The organism is Pseudomonas alliivorans, assembly GCF_017826695.1.
GTDB classification, from domain to species: domain Bacteria; phylum Pseudomonadota; class Gammaproteobacteria; order Pseudomonadales; family Pseudomonadaceae; genus Aquipseudomonas; species Aquipseudomonas alliivorans.
Map to the genome: position 1 here is coordinate 624,322 of NZ_JAFFZW010000002.1, position 24,370 is coordinate 648,691.

Sequence of the window (24,370 nt, forward strand, 5' to 3'; positions counted from 1 at the left end):
GTTTAACTTAGCGCAGGTCGGGCCGCCGCGCGGGGTTATCACGCCTATGAACTTGGATCCCTCGCGTCTTGAAAAAGACCATAGCCATACAACACCTGCTGCGCTGGCTTTTCTCACCCGTTTTTTCGCTGCCGAATCCGCTGGCGGCCTGATTTTAATGGCGGCTGCGTTTGCCGCGCTCGTCGTCGCGAACTCCTCATGGTCTGAAGCTTACTTTTCAACCCTGCATATCAAACTCTTTGGTCTTTCGATCGAACATTGGGTCAACGATGGGTTGATGGCTATTTTCTTCATGCTGGTCGGCCTCGAAATCAAGCGTGAAATGCTCGTGGGTCAGTTATCCAGCTGGAGCCAGCGCGCACTTCCGGGCTTTGCCGCACTGGGAGGGATGCTCATACCGGCATCGATCTACATTGCCATCAACTGGGGAAATCCTGAAACCCTGGGTGGTTGGGCAATTCCTGCGGCAACGGACATTGCTTTTGCGCTGGGCGTTCTGTCTCTGCTGGGCAAGCGTGTTCCTGTCTCTTTGAAAATTTTCCTGTCTGCCCTGGCGATTCTCGATGACCTTGGGGCAGTGGTTATCATCGCACTGTTCTACACCAGCGGTTTATCCATCAGTATGCTTCTGGCTTCGCTGGCCGTGATCGTTTTTCTGCTCGTGCTCAACCGTTGCGGAGTGAAGAGGATTTGGCCTTACATGGTGGCGGGCAGTTTACTGTGGTTCTTCATGCTCCAGTCCGGCATTCACGCAACGTTGGCGGGAGTCATTCTCGCACTTTGCATTCCGCTGGGTGATCCGGACCACGAGCGCAAGTCTCCACTTATCTATCTGGAGGAAAAACTGCATCCGTGGGTGGCTTTCGCCGTCGTACCCGTCTTTGGTTTTGCCAACGCCGGAGTGTCGCTTGCAGGTATTTCACCCGGTAATCTGATTGATCCAGTGCCGCTGGGCGTGGCTTTGGGGCTCTTGCTGGGTAAGCAAGTGGGCGTGTTCGGTCTCTCCGCGCTGGCCATTCGTTCAGGTCTGGCAAGACTGCCGGAAGGATGTGGTTGGCTCCAGCTATACGGCATGGCACTGCTATGCGGCATTGGCTTCACGATGAGCCTGTTTATCGGGGCGCTGGCCTTTGCCGGAAATCCACTTTTGGTGGATGAGGTAAAAGTCGGTGTGTTACTGGGCTCTGTGCTTTCCGCTGTTCTAGGGGTTGCCGTTCTTCTCAGCGCCAGGCCGCTCCTGTTGGAGCCTGACATTAACCGCTCAGGCAGCCAGGGACCCGACCCGCGGAATTAAGTGAGTCCCAAGAGTGCAGGAATAAACGCTTGACAAGTTGCACGAGGGTAAGCGTCCGGCGAAGTCACCTACCCGATCCCTGCGATATCTCAAAGATGTGCTAACCCGGTTGCCGGCGTAGCGGGCGAGTGAGATCGGCCAGTTGCTGCCGCATCAGTGGAGACCGATGTAATGGCAAACGGTGTGTCCATACAGGATTGTATCAGTTGATTTTCTTGGCTTTATGCGGCAGATTCATGCCATGAGCAGTTACAGTTTCCGTTGCGCAAGTTCCATTATTATCGCCTTCACATAGGTGGTGGGGCTGCGCACGATCTGCCGAACCCCGTCTCAAAAGCGGGGTTTTTCATTCCTGCTTCTGAGGCTCATACAGGAGCACAGGAATGGACGCACTTACCCGAACTCTCAAAGAGACAATTGAGGCCGCTGATCGCGCTATCACAGCCGAAGACTTCGACGAGCTGATGAAATTTTATGCGGATGACGCCAGTCTCGTGGTCAAACCAGGATTGACCGTCTCAGGCAAAGAGAGCATCCGCCGAGCTTTTGTCGCCATTGCGGATCATTTCAATAACAGCATCGTTGTCACACAGGGGGAGATCCAAGTTATACAAGGAGGTGATGTAGCTCTCGTTATCATGGAAACCTTGCTACAGGCCACGGATAAGGCCGGTGTGAAAACTGAGATTTCGCGCAGGGCGACCTACGTGTTTCGACAAATCTCGGAAAAGTGGCTATGCGTGGTGGACAACTCCTATGGGACGACGCTACTTGATAGCGTCGTCGGATCGTAGGACATCAAAAGGATAGTGCCTACCTCCTGCAAGTAGGCTCCATCACCCACAAATTAAAGGCGGCAGTTTAGCTATCAGCAAGGTGTGTCTGCCAGACGCTTACGTCATTTAGAGCAGCCAGCAATCTGATTTTTCGGTTTTGGGCAGACACTTAAAGTGCGGCTGCTGGTAATGCCCGAATACTGTCCGCCAGAATTGCTTCGCTGCGAATTGTCGTAGCTACCACGCTGTTATTTGCAGCGGCTAGCGCCTGCTGCAAATATCGTTCACCTAGCTGCAGGTCTCCATCTAAAAAAGCTCGCAGGGCCGCACAGCGTGGACGTAGCCAAGGGCAATACCAATCAAGGTCGCTATTCGTCCAGTCGTCCCACAGATGCTTGGCGTCCTGATCTAGATATGCCCGGACGAAAGCGAACTCAATGCGCAACAGAGTGAGCAGCGTGCCTATACCTTTGAGTGACTGCACATGCTCCTGTAACACCGCCTCCAGATCCTGCTCCAGTTGCATTGCCGCCGTGAGATCGCCTTGGTTAAACAAGGCACTAAGCCGGTAGCTCATGGCGATCAAGGGTTGAGGCATGGCTCCTTGGGACAGCTGTGCAATATCAGCATCTGGCAGTTGCTCGCAAGGCACTCCCGCCACTGACATTGCCAGCAAGCGCATGTGGGCCAATTCAGCTCGTTGATCGTCGCGATGCATCCACCAGGCGATTAAGAGTGTGCCATCGCTGGGCAGAATTCGGGAGGTTGGTACCAGATTGGCCAATGCAATACTCAAGTTAAGCATGGCAAATGCGAGGAAAAACGCTGAGATCAGCCCCTCAATGAACCAGCTACCCCCCCATGAGGCTAATCCCATGAGCAGGTTGGCCATTGGGCCCATAAGCACTACCCATAACATCTGCTGGCGCAGAGGACGCTCAAGGTTGGCCGCTGCCATCACGTAACCGCCGAGTCGACGATCCTTGATCTGCGGCGACCATCGGATCCGCCAATTCCGGCGTCTCACCTGAACCTCCACAGCTGCGAAACGCATCATCAACACTGGCATGCGGTGCAGTCTGGCACCTAGGTAGTGACCGCCTTCATGCACGATCATGGCAATAACACCTAGCCCCGACGCCAAGATCAGTGACAAAAACGGTTGTAACTCTGAGCGCAAATGCAGCCCCAGAATCAACGCTGCGCCCATCCAGCCCACCAGCCCAAAGAGCACTTGCATAAAGCGCATTAGGCTACAACCTGACTCTTGCTAATTTTCATCACAGCTTTCCTTGAGCTTGCGACCGACAGAATAGTATCGGTTTTTCCAGATGTGTCCGACTGTCAGTGTTTGGCATGTAGGCGTCTTAGGTCAATGTCCGCCGTATATGACCGTTCGCGTCAGGCGCTATCTGGTTCAGCTCTGTTATGAATGCGGATTGAAGCCGAGTGACTTGCGAGCCATCCTGTGCAAGGCGCAAAAAAAACAGCCAGACCAGAACAAGGATTCCTAGTGGATGGCTTTGGCGTCGTCCAACTCCCAGCCATCTCTATCGATGTCAGCTAACGTTGATTCTATAATCCCTCAAAAAGCTCATATCTTGACTATGACCCGCTGGAGTGATGCCACATTCCTCGACGTTATGCCAGCGATCCTCCGCGCGAACTGTATTCCCCCGGACGTTTACGGTGTGCGCACGCTTCACCCGCGGTTAGGCTACCCTGCACTAGCCCTCCATGGCACCCCAGCCTGGAAAGCTAGTTTGGTCTTAAGATCCTATCCTAGAGCCCGCAGTTGCCTGTAGTGGTCTAATGAAACCGGACACTCATTTAGGTGAGAATGCTCGCCAGATCGAGGTGTCAGATGACCAAACAACGCCGCTCCTTTACTCCTGAATTCAAGCGCGAGGCTGCCGACCTTGTGCTCAAACAAAACTACAGCTACATCGAAGCCAGCCGTTCGCTCGGCATTGATGAGTCGGCATTGCGCCGCTGGGTTGACCAGATTCAGAAAGAACATAAAGGCGTCACCCCGCAGAGCAAGGCACTGACTCCGGAACAGCAGAAAATTCAGGAGCTGGAAGCCCGGATTGCTCGGCTTGAGCGAGAGAAATCAATACTAAAAAGGCTACCGCGCTCTTGATGTCGGAAGATCACGAGCGTTCGCGCTGATTGACCAGTTGAGGGCATATGAGCCGGTTGATTGGCTGTGCAAGGTGTTTGACGTCACTCGCTCGTGTTACTACGCCCAGCGCCTGCGGCGCCGCACGCCGGATGTTGAACGGCTTCGATTGCGGAGTCGCGTCAGTGAGCTGTTCTCGCAAAGTCGCAGCTCTGCGGGCAGTCGCAACATCCTGTCACTGATGCGTGAAGACGGTGAGCAACTCGGTCGATTCAAAGTGCGTAGCTTGATGCGCGAGCTTGATTTAGTCAGCAAACAACCCGGCTCCCATGCCTACAAACGAGCAACAGTAGAAAGACTGGATATCCCGAACACATTGAACCGCGAGTTCGGCGTGCCTGCGCCCAATCAAGTCTGGTGCGGCGATATCACCTACATTTGGGCGCAAGGAAAGTGGCATTACCTGGCTGTCGTCCTGGATCTTTGTACGCGTCGGATCGTGGGCTGGGCGCTGTCGGAAAAGCCAGACGCTGAACTGGTGATCAAAGCGCTGGATATGGCTTACGAGCAGCGTGGCAGGCCTTCGGATCTGCTATTCCACTCTGACCAGGGATCGCAATATGCAAGCCGACTCTTTCGCCAGCGGTTATGGCGATACCGCATGCGCCCAAGCATGAGTCGACGAGGAAACTGCTGGGATGACGCACCGATGGAGCGCGTATTTCGCAGCTTGAAAACAGAATGGATACCGACCGTGGGCTATCGAACTGCGCAGGAAGCACAGCGCGATATCAGCCATTTTTTGATGCATCGGTACAACTGGATTCGGCCTCATCAATTCAACGATGGATTGGCACCAGCGCGGGCCGAGGAAAAACTTAACGTCGTGTCCGGGATTAGTTGACCACTACAGCCCGTGCTAACCAATAGGGGCCAGTGAGATGATCATCCTTCGCATGCATCAGCCATTTCTTAGCTCTCGTTCTACGTCGCATAGACGTTTGTAAGCGTCCGGGGGCATGGGCAACGGAATGAAAGCAGGTTGCAGCGCCGTATTTTGCTGCGTGTGTAACCGAATCCATTTGTGGACGAGGTTTGCATTGAGGCTATGGCTGAGCGCGATGCTGGCAATCAAAGCGCCTGGCTGGGCACACTCTTGAATGACCTGGGCTTTGAAGGGCTTGGAATAGGAACGGCGTGTTGGCTGCATGAAATACCCACTTAAAAGGCTAGAACTGGTGCCCACTTAAATTTAAGTGCACACCATGTCTTGGCTTTGCGGGGCTTGGTAGGTGACTTGGCCGGACGGATACGCACGAGGTTAAAGCGTCCCGCTTGAGATCTGACAAGGCTGCTCAGGTCAGCCTGTCAGAATGAATCGCCAAACTCGGCATATGGCCGTAGTTTCTATTCCACTACTACTCGCACTCTTGCCAGATTCGCGACCCGCGTAAACTCCGTCGTGGCGTCACCTTCACGCTGGACGGTGGCGCGGAGCACGGGGTAGTAGGTGCCAGGTTCCGGGTAAACAACTGTCTTATGTACCGCGAGCGTTTCTGACGGCTGATGAGGAAGTGGAGCATCCAGAAAATCATTGTTCCCCGTCTGACTCCATTCTGTTTTCACAATTTTGCCGGCAGATGCCGGAACGGTAATGTCACCCATCAACGTAACGGGCTCCCCGACTTTGGCAATGATTCTCTCGCCGCTCCTTGACGTCAGTTTCACACCTGGCTGGATACCCTGCCTGGCTGATGCGTCCGCGGGTAACGAGACTTGACCGTTATTGAGCGCATACTGAGTGGAACGAGGCGGCGCTCTATCATCTTCCACCCAGGCACTCACGTCCCTGACCGCTTGTTCGAGGATACCGTTGTAATCGATGAGTCTCACAAATTGATTGTCGGCCGCGCCCGAGGCCACAACGCTGCCATCCAGATGGTCTGCATTATCGTTTAACCAGATCCGAACCTTCGCATCGTACTGATCCCCCTCTTCTGCCTTCAATCGCTGGCCATACCAGTCGGCATCCCAAGGGTAGGCATCGACATCAAGTGCATTGGCGATGATTATCATTTTGCTGTTTATTTTGCCGGTGAAGCTACCGCCTCCGCTGACACCTTTGCTGATTATTGAGCCTGCTTCCTGAGGGCGTTGCGGGTAGCGCGGTGAACCGTCTGCATTGCGGAATTGATCCCACACAGCAAATCCACCAGAAACCGGTACCTGATGCCGATGGTAGGAGGTCAACGCAATTGCCCAGCGATTATCGACACGAATCCTGGTTCCAGTTCTCAGGGTATTGAGCGTGTCGGCCTGATTTTGCTCGGACAGCTTAATGACTCCGTGCTCGGCATCCAACGACCCAAGCAACTTTCGATTGCCCCCTTCTGCTCCGTCGAGGGTAAAGTCCAACCAAGCGCTGTTTTTGAGGTGCGACAACCCGGCCACGTGCAAACTTGATGGCTTACCCTCCGAGTCACGATCTATCCTTTGAACCGACACTACGCGGTCAATTTTCGCCCTTCGGACAAGATTGCCCAGCGTGGATTGCTCAGTGCCCAGGTAGCCAGGTTTATTCCAGAAGTCATCTGCATAACCGGGATCAATGCCTTTGACCGAACTGGCAAACCCCAGTAAACCTTGCGGGTCGTTGAGACCCAGGATGTAAGCGTAATTATCCCAACCGCGCAGGGGCACGCCCATTGCTGTGACCTCCGCCAGAACGGAGGCCTGTGTGGCGTCAAGTGTTGCAAAAGGATCGCCACTGCCTCCCGGTCGCATCGCGTCGGCAATGTTTGATGCCTTGTCTTCGAGTACAAGACGTGCAAAAGCACGTACGAAAAAATTGGTTGGAATCGATGTTGGGACGCCAATGACGAATGGCACGGCACCATCCCATACCCCCGACGAGTTCTCAGCCGCAGCGATGGTCAGATAGGATCCGCCGCTGCCACCATAGATATAGCCGTGGATCTGAGAGGCGGAAAATCCATAGTATTCCCCGGCAACCACCTTAGAGAACTTTGCAGCCGCAGCGTTGGCTCGATAGCCAGAAGGTGAAACAGTATCCACGGTGTACGCACCGCTGTCGGCACCAAATTTGATTACCCGGTCCGGAACGCTGCCGTCTCCCAAGGGATAAACCTTGTGGAAGAAACGCCCTTTCCATTGGGCTTTCGGCGGGAAGAAAAAGCTGAACTTTACATCGGTGCCTTCGAAGTGCCCGGAAACGAGATGCGTCAGAACAGGGCTTTTCAAATCTTCACGGCTATCTATTATCGGGCGGTCGAACTGCGGGTCGACGCAGTCTTGAGTAATGAACATTATGCCGTCTGCTGGTGTTTCGCACGACGGGGATTGAGAAGCGGCGCAAGCCAATGTCGACAGCCCACCCAGCGACACTGCAACTACTAAGCATCTGCCAACAGCGGACTTTCTTTTGAAACCGTGATCGCGACGGAAATCCGTGCCAAGGGACGGAGCCACTGGATTCAGGTTTTCAGCGTTGTTCATAATGGCTGTGGAATTCCTTGAGGGGCTTCAATGGCGGCAGACCGATACGGCTGGGTAAGTTTTTTGAGTCGCCTGGAGGATGAGACGGCTCCGGTTGAGTCTCTCACTTTCCGGTTTGAGAGGCGTGATTTGCTTTACCAGGCGCTCACCTGCGGCTGGACAGCCGTTCTCCTGCCTGGCGATTGCGGCCCACCACCTGTGTTGTCGGTCGAACCTGGAAAAAACTGACTGATGGCGGCAATCGGATCAGATCGCAGAGGTCATCAGCTCGGGCTACAGTTTATAGTTGACTGTTAGAAATGCGTTCCGCGGCGCGCCATAACTTACCGTGTCGAAGTCGCCCTTCTGCGTTGCATATTTTTTATCAAACACATTATTAACATTGATAGAGACGTCCATGTGACGTGTCATCTCATAACGAGCCATCAATGACGTCAACGCGTAGGGATCCTGTTCCGCTACCCGTGTGCTGGTACTGCTGCTCAAGAAGCGGCTTTGCCATCTGATGCCGCCACCCAACGTCAGTTTCTCCCAGACTCCGGGTAATCTGTACGTCGTGAACATCTGAGCGGTAGTGCGTGGCACCTGAGCATTTAGCCTGGTGTCATTACCATCCTTGGCCGTGAAAGCAGCCACGCCAGCGTAGACATTCCAATCGGTGGCAACCTCACCCTGCATGTCAAACTCGATCCCACGGGATTTGGTGCCATCGACACCTTTATAAGCCTGGGCTCCGCCTGGGGTAAGAAGACGACCGTCCGCTTGTGCAGCATTGTCCAGTTCGGTGTCAAACAATGCGACCGACGCATTCAGTCTGCCTTCCAGGTATTCAGCTTTGAGGCCAATTTCTTTCGTCTTGCCTTCAGTAGGCGTAAGAACGTTGCCGTTGCGGTCTCGAAATGATGATTGAGGATTATAGATGCCGGTATAACTGACATAAGCAGAATACGTACCGTCAATGTCGTATATCAAACCTGCATAAGGTGTGAATTCATTACTCTTTTTATAACTGAACGGCGTTCCGCCTGCGGTCTCGTCAATCTCGTACCGATTGAACCGCCCGCCGACAATCAACTTCAATGGGTCAGCCAAAGAGAATCTCGCCGCGCTGTAGAAACCGCGCTGCTTGATCTGGGTATGGGTGGGTATTGACGTCATTGCATCGAAGTCAGGCTTGGGGAAGTGGCTGCTCCAATCGTAGATATTGATGGGCGTGAACCCTGAAAAAAAGGGGCTGACGTCATCTTTGTTCGAGGTATATCGAGAACTCATACCTCCCACCACCAGGTCATGTTGGCGTCCCATCAGGTCAAAGGGACCGCTCGCCATCACATCCAAGGTGTTTTGACGGCTTTTACCTTTGCCGGCCAACGCTATCGGATAAGCGCCATCAGGAAAACTGCCCAGTCCAGTATCCTGGTCAGGTGTACCAGAACTCCCCATGAGCTGGGTGTCATACCTGGTACGGTACTGATTCACGAAACCGTGGACTTTCCAATCGTTATCAAACCGGTGCTCCAGTTCGGCAAAAGCGTTCTGTCGAGTACTGTCCGAGCGGCTCCAGTCCGCTGCCACAGATTTGGAGCGCGACCATTCTGCCTCTGAGCCATTGCTGAACCATAGAGGCGTACCGCCCCAGGTCGGTCGCTTAGGGGAACTATTCTGGTAGTCGTAACCCACACCCAACGTAGTGTCTTCAGTGAGATCGGCCTCAACGATCCCGTAGAGCGCTTGCTTTTGTGTTTGATACCCGTCGAGGTAAGAGTGGCCATCATTATTGACCCCAGCCATACGTGCCCGAACGCGACCGTCGGTTGTCAGGGGTACGGAAATGTCCCCCACTTCTCTAAAACTGTCCCACGACCCCGCACTGATGGAGGTGGAGGCGGAAAACGCTGACGTGGGTCTTTTGCGGACGAGATTGACCGCAGCCGACGGATTGCCCGTGCCGGTAAGAAGTCCGTTCGCCCCGCGCACAATTTCGACACGGTCATAAAACGCTGTTTCCAGGTCGCTGATACCGCTGCCGTTTATGACATCGCCGATGACAGCCGGTATGCCGTCATACTGGATGTTGTCGATCAGAAAGCCTCGGGAATAAAAACTCGTGCGCTGGCTGTCTGATTGGTACGAGGAGATGCCAGTGGTGTTCTCCAGCACACTCTGAACCGAATCGAGCTTTTGATCGTCCATGCGTTGACGTGTCACCACTGAAACCGATTGCGGCGTTTCCCGAAGCGTGAGCGGCAAGCGAGTCGCGGCCGTTGTCTGACCGAGGGTATAAAGGCCTGTGCCTTCTGTCTCGGTGCCGCCGGGTGCTCCTATCCCGCTTATCGTCAGGGACGGGAGGAACATCACGCCCTGAGACGGAGTGTTTTCGTCGGCTTTGACCGTGTCCTTTGCCATCACACAATTTGAATGTCCCAAAAGCACAAGCAGCGCTGCAGCAACCGGTTTCTTCACCAGACGTTGAGGCGCGCCATGGCGCCCTCCACCGCAGTCAGTCAACGAACTCGACATGAGTCATTCCTTATCAAGAAAAACAGACAACGGCCGACCATCGAGAAGCGGATTTGAAGACCCACGACTCAACCGGAACCCGACCGAAGAACAGAAGTGACGAATTAATCTCAGGTGAAACTGATTAGCATTCGTTGTGGCGCAATTTAGCAACAGGCTGCTGTTGCCAGATATCGAGGGATGGCCAGATTATTTTTCAGTTCGGCCAATGTGTGCGGCGGGGAGTTTCCCGACTGCAATTGAGCATGCCACCCCTCAATTTAAGTTGCGATCAGGTCTACAGTTATCTGAACAGAGGCCGAAAAAAACAACTATCAAGGCGCATGGATGAGGCCTATTAAATCTATCGAGTCTTGCACCATGTCCATCCCGTTTTTACGCCGTGATCGTTATGCACTCCGACAGCTGATAGCTGCCATCAAAAGCGGCGAAGCACCTGACGTTAAAGGTTGCCGGGAGGCCCCGGTAATCCTTGATGCCTGGGGAACTCTCGAATCATCCCGGCGTGAGTCCCAATCACGCATAAGCCAACTTGAAAAAGAGCTTGAAGTTGAGCGGGAACGACTTCACGAATCGGCAGCTAGCGCGTCAACCTACGCCGTCAGATTCGACCTGGTGAATCGCGCCTCCAGCGAGGGCCTTTGGGATATGGAGGTCGTAGCTGGCGACCCGATCAATCCCAAGAACCGCTTTTGGTGGTCGCAGCAATTTCGCAATCTGCTCGGATTTAATAACGAACTTGATTTCCCGAATGTCCTGGCGAGTTGGGCCGATCGCCTGCATCCGCAGGACAAGCAGGAGACGCTTGACGCCTTTGCTCGACATCTCAACGACAAGTCAGGCAACACGCCTTATAAAGTGAAAAACCGGCTCGCGATGAAGGACGGTTCCTATCGTTGGTTCCATGCACAAGGTGAAACACTTCGTGATGAACGAGGCACGCCGATCCGGGTCGCTGGCTCGCTACGGGATATTCATGATCAGCTGGAACGCGAGCAGGAACATGACGTCATCATCACCCGCTTCGAACTGGCCAGGGAAATGCTCTCCGATGGCTTGTGGGACATGGAGGTCATTGCCGGGGATCCTGTGAATGCCAGGAACCCGTTCTGGTGGTCGCCTCAGTTCCGAAGACTGCTTGGTTTTGAAACGGTTGAAGAATTTCCTGATGTTCTGGATAGCTGGGCATCCCGGTTGCACCCGGATGATAAAGAACGAAGCCTTAACGCTTTCGGCGCCCACTTGAATGATAGGTCAGGAAAAACTCCATTCGACATCGAGTATCGGTTGAAGATGAAGAGTGGCGAATACCGTTGGTTCAGAGCACGAGGTCAGACCCGGCGCGATCCGAAAGGATCTCCGCTTCGCGTAGTCGGCGCTCTTGTGGATGTCCACCTGCAGCACGAGCAGAATGCGCTGCGAGAGTCGGAAATTACGCATCAACGGACCCTGGAGGCCAGCCTGGCTCAGTTGTCGCAAATTGTAGGTACGATACAAAGCATTGCGAGCCAGACAAATCTGCTGGCGCTGAATGCGGCGATTGAAGCTGCACGTGCAGGTGAGGCTGGGCGCGGTTTCGCTGTTGTGGCCGACGAGGTTCGTAAACTCGCGACGCGTACTACCGAAGCCACCGAACAAGCCGCCGGGATGATTGCGCGCTGAGCAGCAGCCTTTCAGTCAGGTCATGTAACGGACATGTGGAATCGACCAGTTGCCGCTGCCACGGCGGCAACCGGTTGAATCATGCAGGACGTGATGCTCACTCCTCGGCGAGATCGCTTACTCGCCGCGGTTAAACGTTATCAGGAAGCAGGATTGAAGGCACATGCAACGAATCACCCGCAGCAAGAGCACTTGAGCGGGTGGTGAGATATTGCACAGGGGCCTTGCCTACGGTTTTGCGGAACATGGTGATGAAGCCACTGGAGCCTTCATAACCGAGTTCCGATGCAACCGTCTGTACGCTCTCCCCTTTGATCATGCGTTGCAGTGACAGAATCACATGCAACTGGCGACGCCAACGCCCAAAGCTCATCCCTATCTCCTGCAGCAAAAGCCGACTCATGCTGCGCTCACTCATGCCTATGCGGGATGCCCAATCGTGCACTGAAATCTTCACCGCAGGGTCGGCCAGGAGCATTTCAGCGAGCCGGCGCAGACGCCTGTCGCGAGGCATCGGCAAATGCAGGTCCTGCACGGGGGCTGCCGACAATTCGTCCAACAACGTTGCGATCAGGCGGTCTTCGCGTGCGCTGGTGGCGGCGTCTTCCGAGAATCCCGCCGCCTTGAGCAGCAATTCCCGCAGCAGTGGCGAGACCCCAATCGTGCAGCAACCTTGCGGAAGGTCCGGTGCGGCGTCGGGTTCCACAAATAAGCAGTAACATTCCGTTTCTCCCGAGCCACGTGTCGCATGTGACAAACCGCCAGGTATCCATACGGCACATTGCGGTGGAACGATCCATACGCCTTCTTCGATTTCACAATTGAGCACGCCACGCACGGAATAAAGCAGTTGCGCCTTGCGATGTTGATGGCTTGCTTGCTCCCAGTCTTTGCTCACCATCGAGGCACTGAGCGCAACGACTGTCCGCGAAATGCTATCGACGTCCCACTTGGGGACCGTGTCTCCATTGACGATGTTTGCCATACCAGCTGTGCACCCTCGCTGAACCAAGACGAAATCTGGCTGATTCGAACAATAGTATGGCCAAGCTGTGCAATCTCGCCGACCTGCTTACAGGGTATCCTGAAACTGCAGGCCGTCACACAGATTTGGCGATCTCATCGGAGGAGTATCGAAATGCGTATAGAAACTAACCAATTCCCGCTCGTATGGTTGCAAAAAGCGACACAGGGCTACAGCCAAGAAGACTCACTTGCCCAGTTCGAAGCGTTGCTTGCTCGCCATCAGCCCTTCGTTCTCCTCAGCAACGAAGGGCTGGATAAGGAGCAGACCGAACACTCGCCAGACGAAATGAAACAAATGGCCCTATGGATGAAGCGCCATAAAAGCGAGCTCAAGCAGTATGTCAAAGCCTCGATTCATGTCGAATCAAGTCTTGCCAAACGCTTGGCAGGCAAAGCCTTCTCAGTTGTTTACGAGAAATTCTGGGGCTATCCCATGCTCATGACAGCCACTGAAGACGAGGCCTTGTTGCTGGCGGAGACATTATTAAAACCCAAGGTCCTGAAAGCTGCTTCTACATAAACGCTGACCCCGACATTGGCTCAAACAGGCGCGCCACAGTGCCTGCGGCGCACGCCGCGACATGGAGTACCAAACCGCACCGCTCAAGGCCACGCATCTGGATAAGCCTTATAGATTCCCGGCAGCCTGGGCAACCAACACTTGCGGCCGATGAGAAAACAGCTGCAGGCGCGCCCCGCCGAGCGCCATGACAAAGAAACACACTGTATAGCCGTGAAGGCTGCTCCAGCCACCGCCCGTGCTGATCAGCGTGCCCATCAATATCGGTGCGATGCCGCAGCCAATGAACATCGCGGTGGTAATGATGCCGTTGGCGGCCGATTTGGCAGAAGTCTGTGCAGAGTCAGAGGCCACTGCGCAGTAGATCGGCCAGATATGCGTTGGCGACCAGGCCTCTGTCAACTTGTCTTTATCGGGATTCCACTGCCGGAGAAACCTCCTCCAGCTCAGACAGTGACCGAGTGAAAGATATATTCAGCCTGCGATCCAGCATCCAGTTCAACGCCCGCCAGCTCCAGACGGGTGTGAAGATCAGCATCATCGGCACGAACTTTCCAGGACACGTTTGTAGACACGGGATCGCCAGCCCTGACAAGCCTTATGGCGTGGCGCAGTAACACGCGGTCAGCCAGGTAAACAGCCAGTGCATTGCCTTTCCAGGCGGCGACATTCATTCCCATCTGCTCGCACACGGCAACCTTGGCCTCGGCGTCATCACGGTCAGCCTGGCGTGAGCGTTGAATCTGATCCTCCAGGACAGGGTCAATGACCCGATCGGAAAACAATACTTCGCCTGACTCCCAGACCTCCGGCGGACAAACCTTCTCCTCGGGACGCAGGGTGAGAAACGGGTTGATCTCCATGGGATAGATTCGACAGACCAACGGCCGGTCTTCATAGATTGCGCAGCGGTTATCCTCACCCAGACTCGGGCACTGTGTCAGCGCGTTGCCTGCAAAGATGGCGACCACCTGGATGCGTGCCTCGCCACTGATCACTTCCGTAGCCCGCTGGACGCTGTGGGCGTAGTGCGCCGGCTCGACGTAGGTCGAGTGATCGAACGCCTCAAGTATGACGGCAACATCGTTACCGCGATCCAGCCACTCTTCGGCCTCCTGGAGCGTGAGGGGTATGAGACGTCCTTTGCAGCAGACTCCGCATCCATTGCATGCAAACATGATCGGGCCGATTTTTGCAGGCATATCGGGTTGGCTTTGGGGGTTCATGGTCAGTCCTTAACGCTCACCCTTCACACTTCGTGCAGCGGCGCCGGCAAAAAAGAAAAAGGGTATACATCAAATATCGGGCGGCAATAGCAGCAATTGGTTACCAATTATTGTGAGCAAGCCCTCGTCAGCCGACGGCGTGCATTTGTCAACGCGACGCCGCCCTGTTCAGCCATCGGGTATCCCTGTTTCGTGTTGCAAGTATCCAGGCCCACCGCGATGCGGGCCTGGATACCTGCAAGGTCACCGAAACAGCCGGGCTGCGCTGAACCACAAACCCGTATTCATCTTGTGAAATCTGAATGTCACGGTCGCGACCTCACTCAATGCTCGGCAATGGCTCAAGCCAACTCGGCCAAAGACGCCGGATTGAAACCCTTGAGGTCGGTAAAATCGCCTCGTTCCACTTTAGCGACCCAATCCTTGTCAGTCAGTAAAACACGCCCCACTGCAATCAGATCAAACTCCTCGCGCTCCATGCGCTCGATGAGACGATCCAGACTCGCAGACGTTGATCCCTGGCCCGCAAAGGCGTGCGTGACATCGTTGTCCAGCCCGACTGAACCGACGCTGATGGTTGTGGCGCCCGTCACTTTCTTCGCCCAGCCTGCGCAATTAAGCCCGTTCTCACCGTCAATCTCGGGAAACTCAGGGTCCCAGAAGCGTCGCTGCGAGCAGTGCAAGACATCAACCCCCGCCTCCACCAATGGCAGCAGCCAATCTTCCATCATCGCGGGGGTCTCGGCGATTCGCACCCCAAAATCCTGCTGCTTCCACTGGCTGACGCGCATGATGACAGGAAATTCGGGACCGACTGCATGACGCACGGCAGACACGATCTCAGCCGCGAAACGCGAGCGCTCTTTGATCGTCGGTCCGCCATAACGATCGGTGCGTTGATTGGTACCCGCCCAGAAAAACTGATCGATCAAATAACCATGAGCCCCGTGGATCTCGACGGTGTCGAAACCCAGACGTTTGGCATCCGCCGCTGCCTTGGCGAACGCTGCAACTGTATCTGCAATATCCTCTTCGCTCATCGCTTTGCCGCGAGGGTCATTGGGTGAATCCAGGCCGGACGGGCTTTCAACCGATGCGTCAGGTTCCCAGCCGCTGGCATCGCGTACTGCACCGGTGTGCCACAGCTGCGGCCCCATGCGGCCACCCGCTTGGTGGACAGAATCGATCACATGCTTCCACCCGGCGAGCGCTGCCTGACCATGGAAAAAGGGAATACCGGCACCGTTACGTGAAGCAGGACGATCAACGACTGTGCCTTCCGACAAGATCAAGCCCACCTGTCCCTCGGCACGCCGCCGGTAGTACGTCGCGCTTCCCTCGGCGGGAATGCCATGCGGCGAAAATTGCCTGGTCATCGGCGCCATGACAATTCTGTTTTTCAGTTCAAGCGACCGAATCGACAAAGGACGAAATAAAATGCTGGTATCAGGGTTCGACATGGAATGGACTCCGTTTGCTTTGGGAAGCCATATAAGTATATTTTGTAAACCAAATGTCAATTAGGCACCTGGAGTCGCCCAGGTATACAAGAGGAAACCTCGATGCTGGAAATCAAGCCTCAATGTTTCTCGTCGGAGTGCCCAAGCCGGGCGCTGTTCGACCAGATCGCAGACAAGTGGTCAATGATGGTCCTGGCCGTACTTGATGACGAGCCACATCGTTTCAATGCGATCAAACGTCGTCTGGAGGGGGTTACTCAAAAGGCGCTTACACAGTGTTTGCGGAGACTGGAGCGCAATGGTCTGGTCTTGCGCAAGGTGATCACGTTCTCTCCCGTGGCGGTGCAATATGAAATTACCCCGCTGGGTCGAACACTCCAGCAGCCGTTTCGCGAATTGCACAAATGGACGCTCGACAAACTGCCTGAAGTCGAGTCGGCCCGGTTGAAGTTCGACGAAGCCACAGCGGCAAACTGAAGGTGTGAACGCCGCACCAGGCCATGCGACGCGGCCTTACGATGCCGTCACTTACGCCTTGCCTTGCGGCCATGCGAGCATTGCTACATCAACGAGACGGGCAAGCGTCTGGCTGGTTGCACCGACCGAAGGCAGATTCACAATCGACTGCAATATCCCAAAGTAATACCAGGACAGCAGATCTGCATCTGCGTCATGCCCAATCTCACCAGCCGACTGCCCCTCAGCCAGAATTTCCAAAACAAACTGACGCTGCTTGCAGGCAGCGGCGTTTGCCGCCCTCTTTCCTGCGGCACTAAGGTCTTCCTGCTCAGCGTTGCTGCGAGAAATCAAACAACCAGGCGGGCGCGTTGCATCGGATTCTCTGGGCAGAAACTCGCGTAGCAGCGCTTCCACGCTCGCTTTGGAGTGTTGTACGCGAGTGGATTTCATTCGGGCCAATACGCGCTCGGTATACAACTGGAGAGACTCATTGAAGAGCCCGTCCTTGTCTTGAAAGCGTTGATACAAGCTTGATCGAGACAATCCAGTCGCCTCTGTCAGATCGCTCACAGATGCATTTGCATACCCGTGACGCCAGAAAACGCCTATAGCGGCTTTCAGTACTGCGCTTTCATCATATTGCGGTTTACCGCTCATGATTCCTCCGTTGACACGCTGGAACGATCAGTACAGGATAGATGGACTGATCGTTCCATGATACGGAAAATTCATCATGATTAACCCGTCAAACAGGCAAACGAAACCACCGCGCATTGCCATTGCAGGTGCTACAGGCCGCGTAGGAATGCGGTTGATCAATCAACTGGCACCTGACCCGGTCACCTTGGTGGCTCTTTCACGCCAACGGTCATCCTCATCCTCCATCGCGGGGGTGGCGTCTGCGACAGTGGATTTTGATCAACCGTCAACGCTCGAAAAGGCACTTGCAGGCGTCGATAAACTGTTCATCACTCACGGTACGTCTGCGCAACAGGTCGCCAATGAGATTGCCATCATTGACGCTGCGGTAGAAGCAGGTGTGCAGCACATCGTAAAGATTTCGGTCATGGGGCCATCGACCCCTATGAATCCATTCGCCTGGCATTCAGCGATAGAAGCTCATTTGGCTCGGCAACCCCTGGCTTCCACCGTGTTGAGACCTACCACATTCATGGACGTACTCAAACGCGCCGGCAATGCCATCGCTGAGGGCACCTGGGCCGGTGCGGCAGGCGATGGCCGCGTCAACCTGATAGACACTCGAGATGTGGCCGATTGTTCGCGCATAGCGCTACTGGAAGAGGTGGAGAAAGGCTCCCGGCGTGCCTACCACCTGACAGGACCTGGAAACTGGACAATGCCCCAAATCGCCGAGCAATTATCCGGTTTGCTAGGCCACGCGGTCAGCTATACCCACAGGACTCCCGAAGCCCAGTATGCTGCGCTGGTTGCCGATGGACGCTCTCCGTTCGAGGCTGAACTTCTCGTGGGGCTTGATCGGATTTTCCATGATTGCGTACTGACAGAACGAACCTTCACGGTAGAAGACCTCACTGGTACAGCGCCCCGCTCGTTATCGGACTGGCTTCGTGAAAACCTCGATGCTTTCAGAAGACAGGTGCGCTGAAAGCCTCGTATCCACTACCACCGTTCTGCGCCAAAGGTTGCCGACCATGAGAGCACTCAAACATCCGGAAGCCAGTGATTTCGTTCTGGAGCGCGTTCTGTATGCGTTAAGCGACCCTGTGCGCATGGAGATCATTCGCCGTCTCTACGGCATGGCCGAAGCGACCTGTGGTGAGCTGGATGGAGGACGCCCCAAATCAAGCGCCTCTCATCACTTCAGGGTCCTGCGCGATGCAGGGTTGATGCGCACACGCACGGTCGGTACAACCCACATGAACGCTCTTCGCAAGGATGAGCTCGAAAGGCGCTTTCCAGGGTTGCTTGACTCCATTCTCAGCCACTCCACTTGACCAGACTGTCGTTCGATCAAACCTTCAACAACCGCTTCGTGGTCTCCATCGCCCTGCCCAGCGACTGCCCCGTACGCTGGAGTTTGTTCAACAGACTGGCCCCCAGCCAAAGCTGATAGAGGGTTTCCGCCAGTTCACGGGCATCTCCGGCAGGCAGGCATTTATCAGCCTGGCCCTGCTCGATGCAGGTGGTGATACGCGACACCACTCGTTCAGTACCGTCACGCAGGGTCAGGCGCATGGTCTCGGACAGGTCGGAAACTTCGGCGCTGAGCTTGACCACCAGACACTCATCGCCGTGTCCGTCCGGCACGCAGCGATCCTGCCAGCCCTGCCAGTAATCCATCAAACGCTCGTAAGCGCTCAGATCAGGCAGCGTGAGGCGTCGCTCCATATCAGCGAGATAGCCGACGAAGTAGTCCTCCAGCAAAGCCTGGCCATAGAGCTCCTTGGATTTGAAGTAGTGATAGAACGAGCCCTTCGGCACGCCTGCCGCCTGCAGAAGTTCGTTCAGGCCAACGCTGGTGAATCCGCGCTCGGCCATCATGCGATGGCCGGTGTCGAGCAGGTGTTGGCGGGTGTCGTCGTAGGTCGGTTTCATGGGGCGGGTTACCAGGCAATAGACCAGTCGTATTCGAAAGACCGAGAGTTTGCCACATCCGGTCGTGAAAAACCTCGGGTTAAAAAAACTACTAGACGACTGGTCTATTTAGAAACTATGCTGCGCCCCGTCAACCTATTCCACAGGTGATCAGGACACGCAAATTCGTTGCACGTCGCTGATGCCTGACCAACTCAAAGGGTGCGCTATGAAAATCTTGATGGTTTTGACCTCACATGATCAGCTCGGCAACACCGGCAAGAAAACCGGCTTCTGGCTGGAAGAATTCGCAGCCCCCTACTTCGCCTTCAAGGACGCCGGCGCAGCAATCACACTGGTTTCGCCAGCGGGCGGTCAGCCGCCGCTGGATCCGAAGAGCGATGAGCCGGATGCGCAGACTGCCGAGACCGCCCGCTTCCGCAACGACCCTGCCGCTCAACAGGCACTGGCCACCACCGGACGTCTGGCAGACGTCAGCGCTGACGACTTTGATGCCGTGTTCTACCCAGGCGGTCATGGCCCGCTGTGGGACCTGGCCGAAGACAGGCATTCCATCGCGCTGATTGAAGCGTTTGATCGCAGCAACAAGCCACATGGCTTCGTTTGCCACGCACCGGGCGTATTACGTCATGTCGTCGGGGCTGATGGCAAACCGCTGATCCAGCACCGCGAAGTCACCGGATTCACCAATGCCGAAGAAGCGGCGGTCGGCCTGACCGATGTCGTCCCTTTCCTGATCGAAGACGAATTTCAACGCCTTGGCGGCCACTACTCCAAAGTCGCTGACTGGCAAGTCCATGTGGTCGTCGACGGGCAACTGGTCACCGGCCAGAACCCTGCCAGCTCCGCAGCAGTCGCCGAGCAGCTTTTGAAGATGCTTGGCTGATTTGTCTATCCGGCCGCTCATGAAACCGTGTGCCTGACACACGGTTTTATTTTTATGCAATTACTAGTCGACTGGTCTAATCAGACCGCACAAGGTACACCGATGAAAAACAGCACTTTCTTCACCCCCGCCAAACTGGGTTCCCATACGCTGAAAAACCGCATTGTTCTGCCGCCGCTGACCCGTCAGCGCAGCACGCAGCCGGGCAACATCGCCAACGAGTTGATGGCCGAGTATTACCAGCAGCGCGTCGGCGCGGGTCTGCTGATCACTGAGGGCACGCAGATTGAGCCGCGCGGTCAGGGTTATGCCTGGACTCCGGGCATTCATACCGCAGAGCAGATCGCCGGATGGCGCAAAGTGACCGAGGCCGTTCATGCCAAAGACGGCGTGATCTTCGCCCAGCTCTGGCATGTGGGCCGTGTGTCTCATACCGCCTTGCAGCCAAACGGCGACGCCCCCGTGTCGGCCTCTGCCGTTGCCACAGATCGCGTCAGCGTGTTTATCGAGACTGCCCCCGGCGCAGGCGAGCTGGTTCCACCTTCCGCGCCACGAGCGCTGAGCACTGATGAAGTCCAGGAACTGATCCAGCTCTACATTCAGGCAGCGCGCAATGCCATGGAAGCAGGCTTCGACGGTATCGAACTGCACTGCGCCAATGGCTATCTGGTCAACCAGTTCATTTCCGCGCACAGCAACCTTCGCACCGACCAGTACGGCGGATCCCTGCAAAACCGCCTGCGCTTTCTGCGCGAAGTAGTGGCGGGCGTGGCCGAATGCATCGGCAAGGAAAAGGTCGGCGTGCGTTTTGCGCCACTGTTCACGACCACCGACGAAGCCCGCACTTACCTGGGTATGGTCGAGGAAGATCCGCACACCACGTACATCGAGGCAATCAAAGTGCTTCAGGATGTGGGGATCGCCTACCTGTCCATCGCCGAAGCCGACTGGGACAACGCCCCTGCCATGCCGGAAACCTTCCGCCGTGCAGTGCGCGACACCTTCAAGGGCGCGATCATCTACGCAGGTCGCTACAACGGAGAATCGGGTGCCAGACTGCTGGACTCAGGACTGGCAGACTTCGTCGCATTCGGTCGCCCATTCATGGCCAACCCTGACCTGCCTGCGCGGATCAAACATGACTGGCCCTTGAATGAGCTGAACCCGGCGACGGTGTATGGCGGCAGTGCCGAGGGTTATACGGATTACCCCGTTTATCGGGATTGACCCATAGGATTTATCAGGCGCGCGCTCTTACAAGAGCGCGCACCTGCTGCATTTGCTGCGGCTCATGCTGACCATCGACTGCTCTGGCACCTCATTTGCGTGTGTTTTTGGCACACACAGACGCAGGGAGCATTGAAATGAGAGAGTGGATAGCCGATGACAAGGTCGGTGGTGATTTTCTGCAAACCATCAGAAATGGCGTTATCGACACGGGACGCAATTTATCCGAGCCACTAGGCGGAAGTGCCAAGGACATAGCCTGTGCGGTCACTGAAGACTTCAGGCTGATGGGTGGCGCTACAGGACGTACTGAGTTTGGCCGTCTGTTTGTCAATTTTCTGTGGGTCGATCAACAATGGCGCGGAACCGGGCTCGGCGCCGAGGCGTTGCACAGGCTTGAAGCGCTGGCAATCGAGAGAGGCTGTGTGGATTCCATCATTGAAACGCTGGATGATGGGGTTGCCGGCTGGTATCAACGCATTGGCTATGAGCTGATCGCGCAAATCCCCAAGTATTGTGGACCGTGGAATCGGCATATTCTTTTGAAGTCGCTCACTGGATGATTCATCTACGCGCAGACTGTCTTGCGTTGACCAGCCCTTCAACGTGATCGAACACATGGCCAAATCGCCACAGACAACGATTCACTCGCAAAAAGGCTGACTTCACAGCACTGCTTGCTCACAAGGATGTTCTCACCATGTCGTTACAACGCATTCGCCCCCTCGCCATCTGTGTCTTCCATCACCAAGGGAAGATTCTGGTGAATGAGTTCTACGACGAGGCCAAACAGCAAACCTTCTTTCGCCCCGTCGGCGGAGGCATCGAGTTTGGCGAAAGGAGTAGCGATGCCATCATCCGGGAAGTGCAGGAAGAGTTGGGGCTGTCAATCGGCAACCTGCGGCTGATCGGTACGCTGGAAAGCATTTTCACTTACGCTGGCAAGCCGGGACACGAAATAGTCCAGGTCTATGACGCGACGTTTGATGACGCGACTGTGTATGAAAAGCGGCTGCTGGAAGGGCAAGAGAGCGACGGATCGTGTTTCAGGGCAGCGTGGCATACAGCATCCAGCTTCTGCGCCGAATCCCCCCTCGTACCTGAAGGCCTGTCAGAACTGCTCAAGACGGCTTCGCTGCTTTGATGGGCAGCAGATCATGAAAACATCGAACCGTGAGAGGCAGCTTTCCGGCTATCTGCCGGGAACCGGCAGTCAATCAGCACGCACAGTGCATTAGATGCAACCGCCATACTATCCCACGCCCTACGTGCAAAAGCGTATCCAGGCACTTCACCGCTCACCCCACCATCTGCCACAACGACGCCCCGACCCCGGTAATACTCTCCCCTGCAATCAGCCCCGCCGCCGCGGTAATCGCGAACCGCTCGGTAACGCTCGCCCAGCGGCAGCTCACCAGCCAGGTCACGATAGCGCCGAGGGCCATCATCAGCGATACCGACGCGGGCAGCACGAAGGCCAGGCCCAGCGCGGCGGTGCTGGGGAGGAATCTGGCGCGGCGTGCGGGCAATACGCTGTCGAGAATGCCCAGCAGCAGCCCGGCCAGCCCGCCGATGAAGATTGCCCAGCGAATACTGGCGGACAGCGAGTCCAGCCCGTGGGTCAGGGTTTGCGCCACGGCTTTCCAGGTAGCGACCGCGGGCGCAGGCCACTCTTCGGTGAGCAACATGCCCTGCGGATCAGGGATCAGCGCCAGATAGGCCAACACACCGACGATGCTGCCGACGAAGATCCCCAGGGTTTGCGCAATCAGTTGTTTGCGCGGGGTGGCGCCAATGGCACGGCCGACCTTGAAGTCGTTCATCAGGTCGGTGCACTGCCCGGCCGAACCGCCTGCGGTGTTGGCACTCATCAGGTTGATCGGCACCTGACCCGGCGCAACGATGCCGAAGCTCAGCTGGGACAACTGACCAATGGCGCCGATAGGCGGAATGCCGGTTGCGCCAACCACTCGGGCCGCCACTGCGGCCAGGCAGATGGCCAATGGAATGGTCAGCAGCGCCATCCACAGATTGATGCCGAAAAGCAGCGCCTGCAGGCTGACCACCAGCACGATCGCCAGTGCAAAGCCGGCCGCCGGTCCAGGCTTTGGCAGAGTCCAGGTTTTGCCGCCCTGCGCCCTGGTGGTGTTGTGCAAGGCCCAAAGCCGAATTGCCAGCGACGCGAGTGTCGAGCAGACCATCAGGCTCACACCTGGCCACAACAGCCATTCCACCAGAGCGGCGAACTGCGGGCCACTGCTGTCGGGCGGCAACTGCACCAGCCCCTGCTCCAGCAGCCAGGGTGCCAGCCCGCCCCATGCCAGCACAGCGCCGAGCAGCAACGTCAAGCCCACGCGAATGCCAATGATCGCGCCGAAACCCACCAGCAGCAGCGAGGGGTCGGCGGTAAAGGTCAGACGCTCCAGCTGGGCGTTGGGCGACCAGCGTGGCAACGCCCACATGAAGGTATCGACCCATTTGACCGATGCTGACAGTAACGCGGCGCTCAGCAGTACTTTGAGGCGTGTCGCGGCTTCATGGCCGTGGTTGTAGATGTGCAGCAGGGTTTCCAGCGTCGCCATGCCTTCGGGAAACTTCAGCGCTTTATCGTTGAGCAGCGAGGGGCGCAGGTACCAGGCGATCCAGATACCCAGAAAACTCACCGAGAACACCCAGGCGATCATCGGAACGGCATCCAGTTGCTGGCCGGTCAGCAGCGTGTAGGCAGGGATCGGCGCAACCAGTCCGCCGGAAATGATCGATGCAGCGGCAGAAGCAACGGTCTGGTTGATGTTGCTTTCATGCAGGGTCCAGGGCATTTGCGTGGTCGAACGACGGGCCAGGCCTTGCCAGATGCCATAGCCGATCAGCAAGGCGATGATCGACATGTTGAACGACCAGCCAATCTTGAGTCCCGCGTATACATTGGAGGGTGTCAGGAGGATACCGAGCACGATCCCGGTAACGACAGCGCGCAGACTCAGCTCACGTTCTACAGGTCCGGCCAGCGAAGTCGTCGACGAAAGCGATGGCGAGGCTTGGTGCATGCGAATTCCTTATCGGCAATGAAACAGCGCGGTCACTCAACGCCGCGGCCTA

The 24,370-nt window shown here is 55.9% G+C and carries 21 protein-coding genes and 3 pseudogenes; 13 read left to right on the forward strand and 11 right to left on the reverse strand.

Annotated features, from left to right (window positions below; all coding sequences use genetic code 11):
* The first annotated feature begins 46 nt into the window (after window positions 1-46).
* Window positions 47-1,294: a Na+/H+ antiporter NhaA gene (gene nhaA / locus JTJ32_RS07355; protein WP_210041606.1), complete on the forward strand. Its 1,248-nt coding sequence runs from the start codon at window positions 47-49 to the stop codon at window positions 1,292-1,294.
* 383 nt (window positions 1,295-1,677) lie between these two features.
* Complete coding sequence (locus JTJ32_RS07360; protein ID WP_038452922.1) at window positions 1,678-2,088, forward strand: YybH family protein; 411 nt, start codon at window positions 1,678-1,680, stop codon at window positions 2,086-2,088.
* Between the two features lie 151 nt (window positions 2,089-2,239).
* On the opposite strand, the gene JTJ32_RS07365 is transcribed toward JTJ32_RS07360, so the two are convergent.
* Entirely contained in the window at window positions 2,240-3,319 is a 1,080-nt protein-coding gene (locus tag JTJ32_RS07365) for a M50 family metallopeptidase (RefSeq protein WP_210041608.1), read from the reverse strand.
* Between the two features lie 615 nt (window positions 3,320-3,934).
* Here JTJ32_RS07365 and JTJ32_RS07370 point away from each other — a divergent pair.
* A protein-coding gene (locus tag JTJ32_RS07370) for an IS3 family transposase (protein ID WP_210041610.1) occupies window positions 3,935-5,096 on the forward strand; the annotation gives its coding sequence in 2 pieces (ribosomal slippage) (window positions 3,935-4,194 and window positions 4,193-5,096; 1,164 coding nt in all).
* A 57-nt stretch (window positions 5,097-5,153) separates the two neighbouring features.
* Here the strand turns inward: JTJ32_RS07370 and JTJ32_RS07375 are convergent.
* The 3 genes from JTJ32_RS07375 to JTJ32_RS07385 form a co-directional block, all read right to left on the reverse strand.
* Complete coding sequence (locus JTJ32_RS07375) at window positions 5,154-5,402, reverse strand: transposase (protein WP_221432736.1); 249 nt, start codon at window positions 5,400-5,402, stop codon at window positions 5,154-5,156.
* A gap of 197 nt (window positions 5,403-5,599) precedes the next feature.
* Window positions 5,600-7,708 (reverse strand): Tat pathway signal sequence domain protein, encoded by a 2,109-nt coding sequence (locus JTJ32_RS07380; protein ID WP_236059211.1) that lies wholly within the window; start codon window positions 7,706-7,708, stop codon window positions 5,600-5,602.
* A gap of 273 nt (window positions 7,709-7,981) precedes the next feature.
* A complete protein-coding gene (locus JTJ32_RS07385) occupies window positions 7,982-10,228 on the reverse strand; it encodes a TonB-dependent siderophore receptor (RefSeq protein ID WP_210041612.1) in 2,247 nt (748 codons plus the stop codon).
* Between the two features lie 648 nt (window positions 10,229-10,876).
* Between JTJ32_RS07385 and JTJ32_RS26715 the strand changes: the two are divergent.
* Together JTJ32_RS26715 and JTJ32_RS26720 are read left to right on the forward strand one after the other, a co-directional pair.
* Window positions 10,877-11,596 (forward strand): annotated as a pseudogene (locus JTJ32_RS26715) (PAS domain-containing protein); the annotation flags it as partial.
* A gap of 78 nt (window positions 11,597-11,674) precedes the next feature.
* Window positions 11,675-11,881: pseudogene (locus JTJ32_RS26720) on the forward strand (methyl-accepting chemotaxis protein); the annotation flags it as partial.
* A gap of 139 nt (window positions 11,882-12,020) precedes the next feature.
* Here the strand turns inward: JTJ32_RS26720 and JTJ32_RS07395 are convergent.
* Entirely contained in the window at window positions 12,021-12,875 is an 855-nt protein-coding gene (locus JTJ32_RS07395; RefSeq protein ID WP_184322597.1) for an AraC family transcriptional regulator, read from the reverse strand.
* Between the two features lie 153 nt (window positions 12,876-13,028).
* Between JTJ32_RS07395 and JTJ32_RS07400 the strand changes: the two genes are divergently transcribed.
* Window positions 13,029-13,436, forward strand: a complete 408-nt coding sequence (locus JTJ32_RS07400; RefSeq protein ID WP_210041616.1) for a hypothetical protein — start codon at window positions 13,029-13,031, stop codon at window positions 13,434-13,436.
* A gap of 108 nt (window positions 13,437-13,544) precedes the next feature.
* Here the strand turns inward: JTJ32_RS07400 and JTJ32_RS07405 are convergent.
* From JTJ32_RS07405 to JTJ32_RS07415, 3 genes and pseudogenes are all read right to left on the reverse strand, one after another.
* Window positions 13,545-13,830: pseudogene (locus tag JTJ32_RS07405) on the reverse strand (MFS transporter); the annotation flags it as partial.
* A 52-nt stretch (window positions 13,831-13,882) separates the two neighbouring features.
* Entirely contained in the window at window positions 13,883-14,662 is a 780-nt protein-coding gene (locus tag JTJ32_RS07410) for a YkgJ family cysteine cluster protein (protein ID WP_210041618.1), read from the reverse strand.
* Window positions 14,663-15,003: 341 nt separating this feature from the next.
* Window positions 15,004-16,122 (reverse strand): NADH:flavin oxidoreductase, encoded by a 1,119-nt coding sequence (locus tag JTJ32_RS07415; protein ID WP_210041619.1) that lies wholly within the window; start codon window positions 16,120-16,122, stop codon window positions 15,004-15,006.
* Between the two features lie 102 nt (window positions 16,123-16,224).
* On the opposite strand from JTJ32_RS07415, the gene JTJ32_RS07420 reads away from it, so the two are divergent.
* A complete protein-coding gene (locus JTJ32_RS07420; RefSeq protein WP_099227749.1) occupies window positions 16,225-16,599 on the forward strand; it encodes a winged helix-turn-helix transcriptional regulator in 375 nt (124 codons plus the stop codon).
* Window positions 16,600-16,650: 51 nt separating this feature from the next.
* Here the strand turns inward: JTJ32_RS07420 and JTJ32_RS07425 are convergent, their stop codons facing one another.
* The gene (locus tag JTJ32_RS07425) at window positions 16,651-17,238 is read right to left on the reverse strand and encodes a TetR/AcrR family transcriptional regulator (RefSeq protein ID WP_210041620.1); all 588 of its coding nucleotides are present in this window, start codon (window positions 17,236-17,238) and stop codon (window positions 16,651-16,653) included.
* A gap of 76 nt (window positions 17,239-17,314) precedes the next feature.
* On the opposite strand from JTJ32_RS07425, the gene JTJ32_RS07430 reads away from it, so the two are divergent.
* Together JTJ32_RS07430 and JTJ32_RS07435 are read left to right on the forward strand one after the other, a co-directional pair.
* On the forward strand, window positions 17,315-18,208 hold the full coding sequence (locus JTJ32_RS07430; protein WP_210041621.1) for an NAD(P)H-binding protein: 894 nt from the start codon (window positions 17,315-17,317) through the stop codon (window positions 18,206-18,208).
* Between the two features lie 46 nt (window positions 18,209-18,254).
* On the forward strand, window positions 18,255-18,557 hold the full coding sequence (locus tag JTJ32_RS07435) for an ArsR/SmtB family transcription factor (RefSeq protein ID WP_099227752.1): 303 nt from the start codon (window positions 18,255-18,257) through the stop codon (window positions 18,555-18,557).
* A 16-nt stretch (window positions 18,558-18,573) separates the two neighbouring features.
* Here JTJ32_RS07435 and JTJ32_RS07440 read toward each other — a convergent pair whose 3' ends face one another.
* Window positions 18,574-19,158 (reverse strand): TetR family transcriptional repressor CurR, encoded by a 585-nt coding sequence (locus tag JTJ32_RS07440; protein WP_099227753.1) that lies wholly within the window; start codon window positions 19,156-19,158, stop codon window positions 18,574-18,576.
* A 208-nt stretch (window positions 19,159-19,366) separates the two neighbouring features.
* Here JTJ32_RS07440 and JTJ32_RS07445 point away from each other — a divergent pair, with 208 nt between their 5' ends.
* The 4 genes from JTJ32_RS07445 to JTJ32_RS07460 all read left to right on the forward strand — a co-directional run bounded on the left by JTJ32_RS07445 (window position 19,367) and on the right by JTJ32_RS07460 (window position 22,415).
* A complete protein-coding gene (locus JTJ32_RS07445; RefSeq protein WP_210041622.1) occupies window positions 19,367-20,044 on the forward strand; it encodes a type 1 glutamine amidotransferase domain-containing protein in 678 nt (225 codons plus the stop codon).
* A 102-nt stretch (window positions 20,045-20,146) separates the two neighbouring features.
* Window positions 20,147-21,271, forward strand: a complete 1,125-nt coding sequence (locus JTJ32_RS07450) for an alkene reductase (RefSeq protein WP_099227755.1) — start codon at window positions 20,147-20,149, stop codon at window positions 21,269-21,271.
* Window positions 21,272-21,408: 137 nt separating this feature from the next.
* Window positions 21,409-21,834, forward strand: a complete 426-nt coding sequence (locus tag JTJ32_RS07455; protein ID WP_184322588.1) for a GNAT family N-acetyltransferase — start codon at window positions 21,409-21,411, stop codon at window positions 21,832-21,834.
* A gap of 137 nt (window positions 21,835-21,971) precedes the next feature.
* Window positions 21,972-22,415, forward strand: coding sequence for an NUDIX hydrolase (locus JTJ32_RS07460; protein WP_210041623.1), 444 nt, complete (start codon window positions 21,972-21,974; stop codon window positions 22,413-22,415).
* 154 nt (window positions 22,416-22,569) lie between these two features.
* On the opposite strand, the gene JTJ32_RS07465 is transcribed toward JTJ32_RS07460, so the two are convergent.
* Entirely contained in the window at window positions 22,570-24,318 is a 1,749-nt protein-coding gene (locus JTJ32_RS07465) for an OPT family oligopeptide transporter (protein WP_210041624.1), read from the reverse strand.
* Between the last annotated feature and the right edge of the window lie 52 nt (window positions 24,319-24,370).

What these genes read in the sequence shown, in the direction of transcription:
- JTJ32_RS07365 (WP_210041608.1), bottom strand. Translation starts at nt 3,319, where the DNA reads ATGCGCTTTATGCAAGTGCTCTTTGGGCTGGTGGGCTGGATGGGCGCA.
- nhaA (WP_210041606.1), top strand. Translation starts at nt 47, where the DNA reads ATGAACTTGGATCCCTCGCGTCTTGAAAAAGACCATAGCCATACAACA.
- JTJ32_RS07395 (WP_184322597.1), bottom strand. Translation starts at nt 12,875, where the DNA reads ATGGCAAACATCGTCAATGGAGACACGGTCCCCAAGTGGGACGTCGAT.
- JTJ32_RS07375 (WP_221432736.1), bottom strand. Translation starts at nt 5,402, where the DNA reads ATGCAGCCAACACGCCGTTCCTATTCCAAGCCCTTCAAAGCCCAGGTC.
- JTJ32_RS07465 (WP_210041624.1), bottom strand. Translation starts at nt 24,318, where the DNA reads ATGCACCAAGCCTCGCCATCGCTTTCGTCGACGACTTCGCTGGCCGGA.
- JTJ32_RS07415 (WP_210041619.1), bottom strand. Translation starts at nt 16,122, where the DNA reads ATGTCGAACCCTGATACCAGCATTTTATTTCGTCCTTTGTCGATTCGG.
- JTJ32_RS07385 (WP_210041612.1), bottom strand. Translation starts at nt 10,228, where the DNA reads ATGTCGAGTTCGTTGACTGACTGCGGTGGAGGGCGCCATGGCGCGCCT.
- JTJ32_RS07455 (WP_184322588.1), top strand. Translation starts at nt 21,409, where the DNA reads ATGAGAGAGTGGATAGCCGATGACAAGGTCGGTGGTGATTTTCTGCAA.
- JTJ32_RS07380 (WP_236059211.1), bottom strand. Translation starts at nt 7,708, where the DNA reads ATGAACAACGCTGAAAACCTGAATCCAGTGGCTCCGTCCCTTGGCACG.
- JTJ32_RS07425 (WP_210041620.1), bottom strand. Translation starts at nt 17,238, where the DNA reads ATGAGCGGTAAACCGCAATATGATGAAAGCGCAGTACTGAAAGCCGCT.
- JTJ32_RS07430 (WP_210041621.1), top strand. Translation starts at nt 17,315, where the DNA reads ATGATTAACCCGTCAAACAGGCAAACGAAACCACCGCGCATTGCCATT.
- JTJ32_RS07400 (WP_210041616.1), top strand. Translation starts at nt 13,029, where the DNA reads ATGCGTATAGAAACTAACCAATTCCCGCTCGTATGGTTGCAAAAAGCG.
- JTJ32_RS07435 (WP_099227752.1), top strand. Translation starts at nt 18,255, where the DNA reads ATGAGAGCACTCAAACATCCGGAAGCCAGTGATTTCGTTCTGGAGCGC.
- JTJ32_RS07460 (WP_210041623.1), top strand. Translation starts at nt 21,972, where the DNA reads ATGTCGTTACAACGCATTCGCCCCCTCGCCATCTGTGTCTTCCATCAC.
- JTJ32_RS07360 (WP_038452922.1), top strand. Translation starts at nt 1,678, where the DNA reads ATGGACGCACTTACCCGAACTCTCAAAGAGACAATTGAGGCCGCTGAT.
- JTJ32_RS07445 (WP_210041622.1), top strand. Translation starts at nt 19,367, where the DNA reads ATGAAAATCTTGATGGTTTTGACCTCACATGATCAGCTCGGCAACACC.
- JTJ32_RS07440 (WP_099227753.1), bottom strand. Translation starts at nt 19,158, where the DNA reads ATGAAACCGACCTACGACGACACCCGCCAACACCTGCTCGACACCGGC.
- JTJ32_RS07450 (WP_099227755.1), top strand. Translation starts at nt 20,147, where the DNA reads ATGAAAAACAGCACTTTCTTCACCCCCGCCAAACTGGGTTCCCATACG.
- JTJ32_RS07410 (WP_210041618.1), bottom strand. Translation starts at nt 14,662, where the DNA reads ATGAACCCCCAAAGCCAACCCGATATGCCTGCAAAAATCGGCCCGATC.
- JTJ32_RS07420 (WP_099227749.1), top strand. Translation starts at nt 16,225, where the DNA reads ATGCTGGAAATCAAGCCTCAATGTTTCTCGTCGGAGTGCCCAAGCCGG.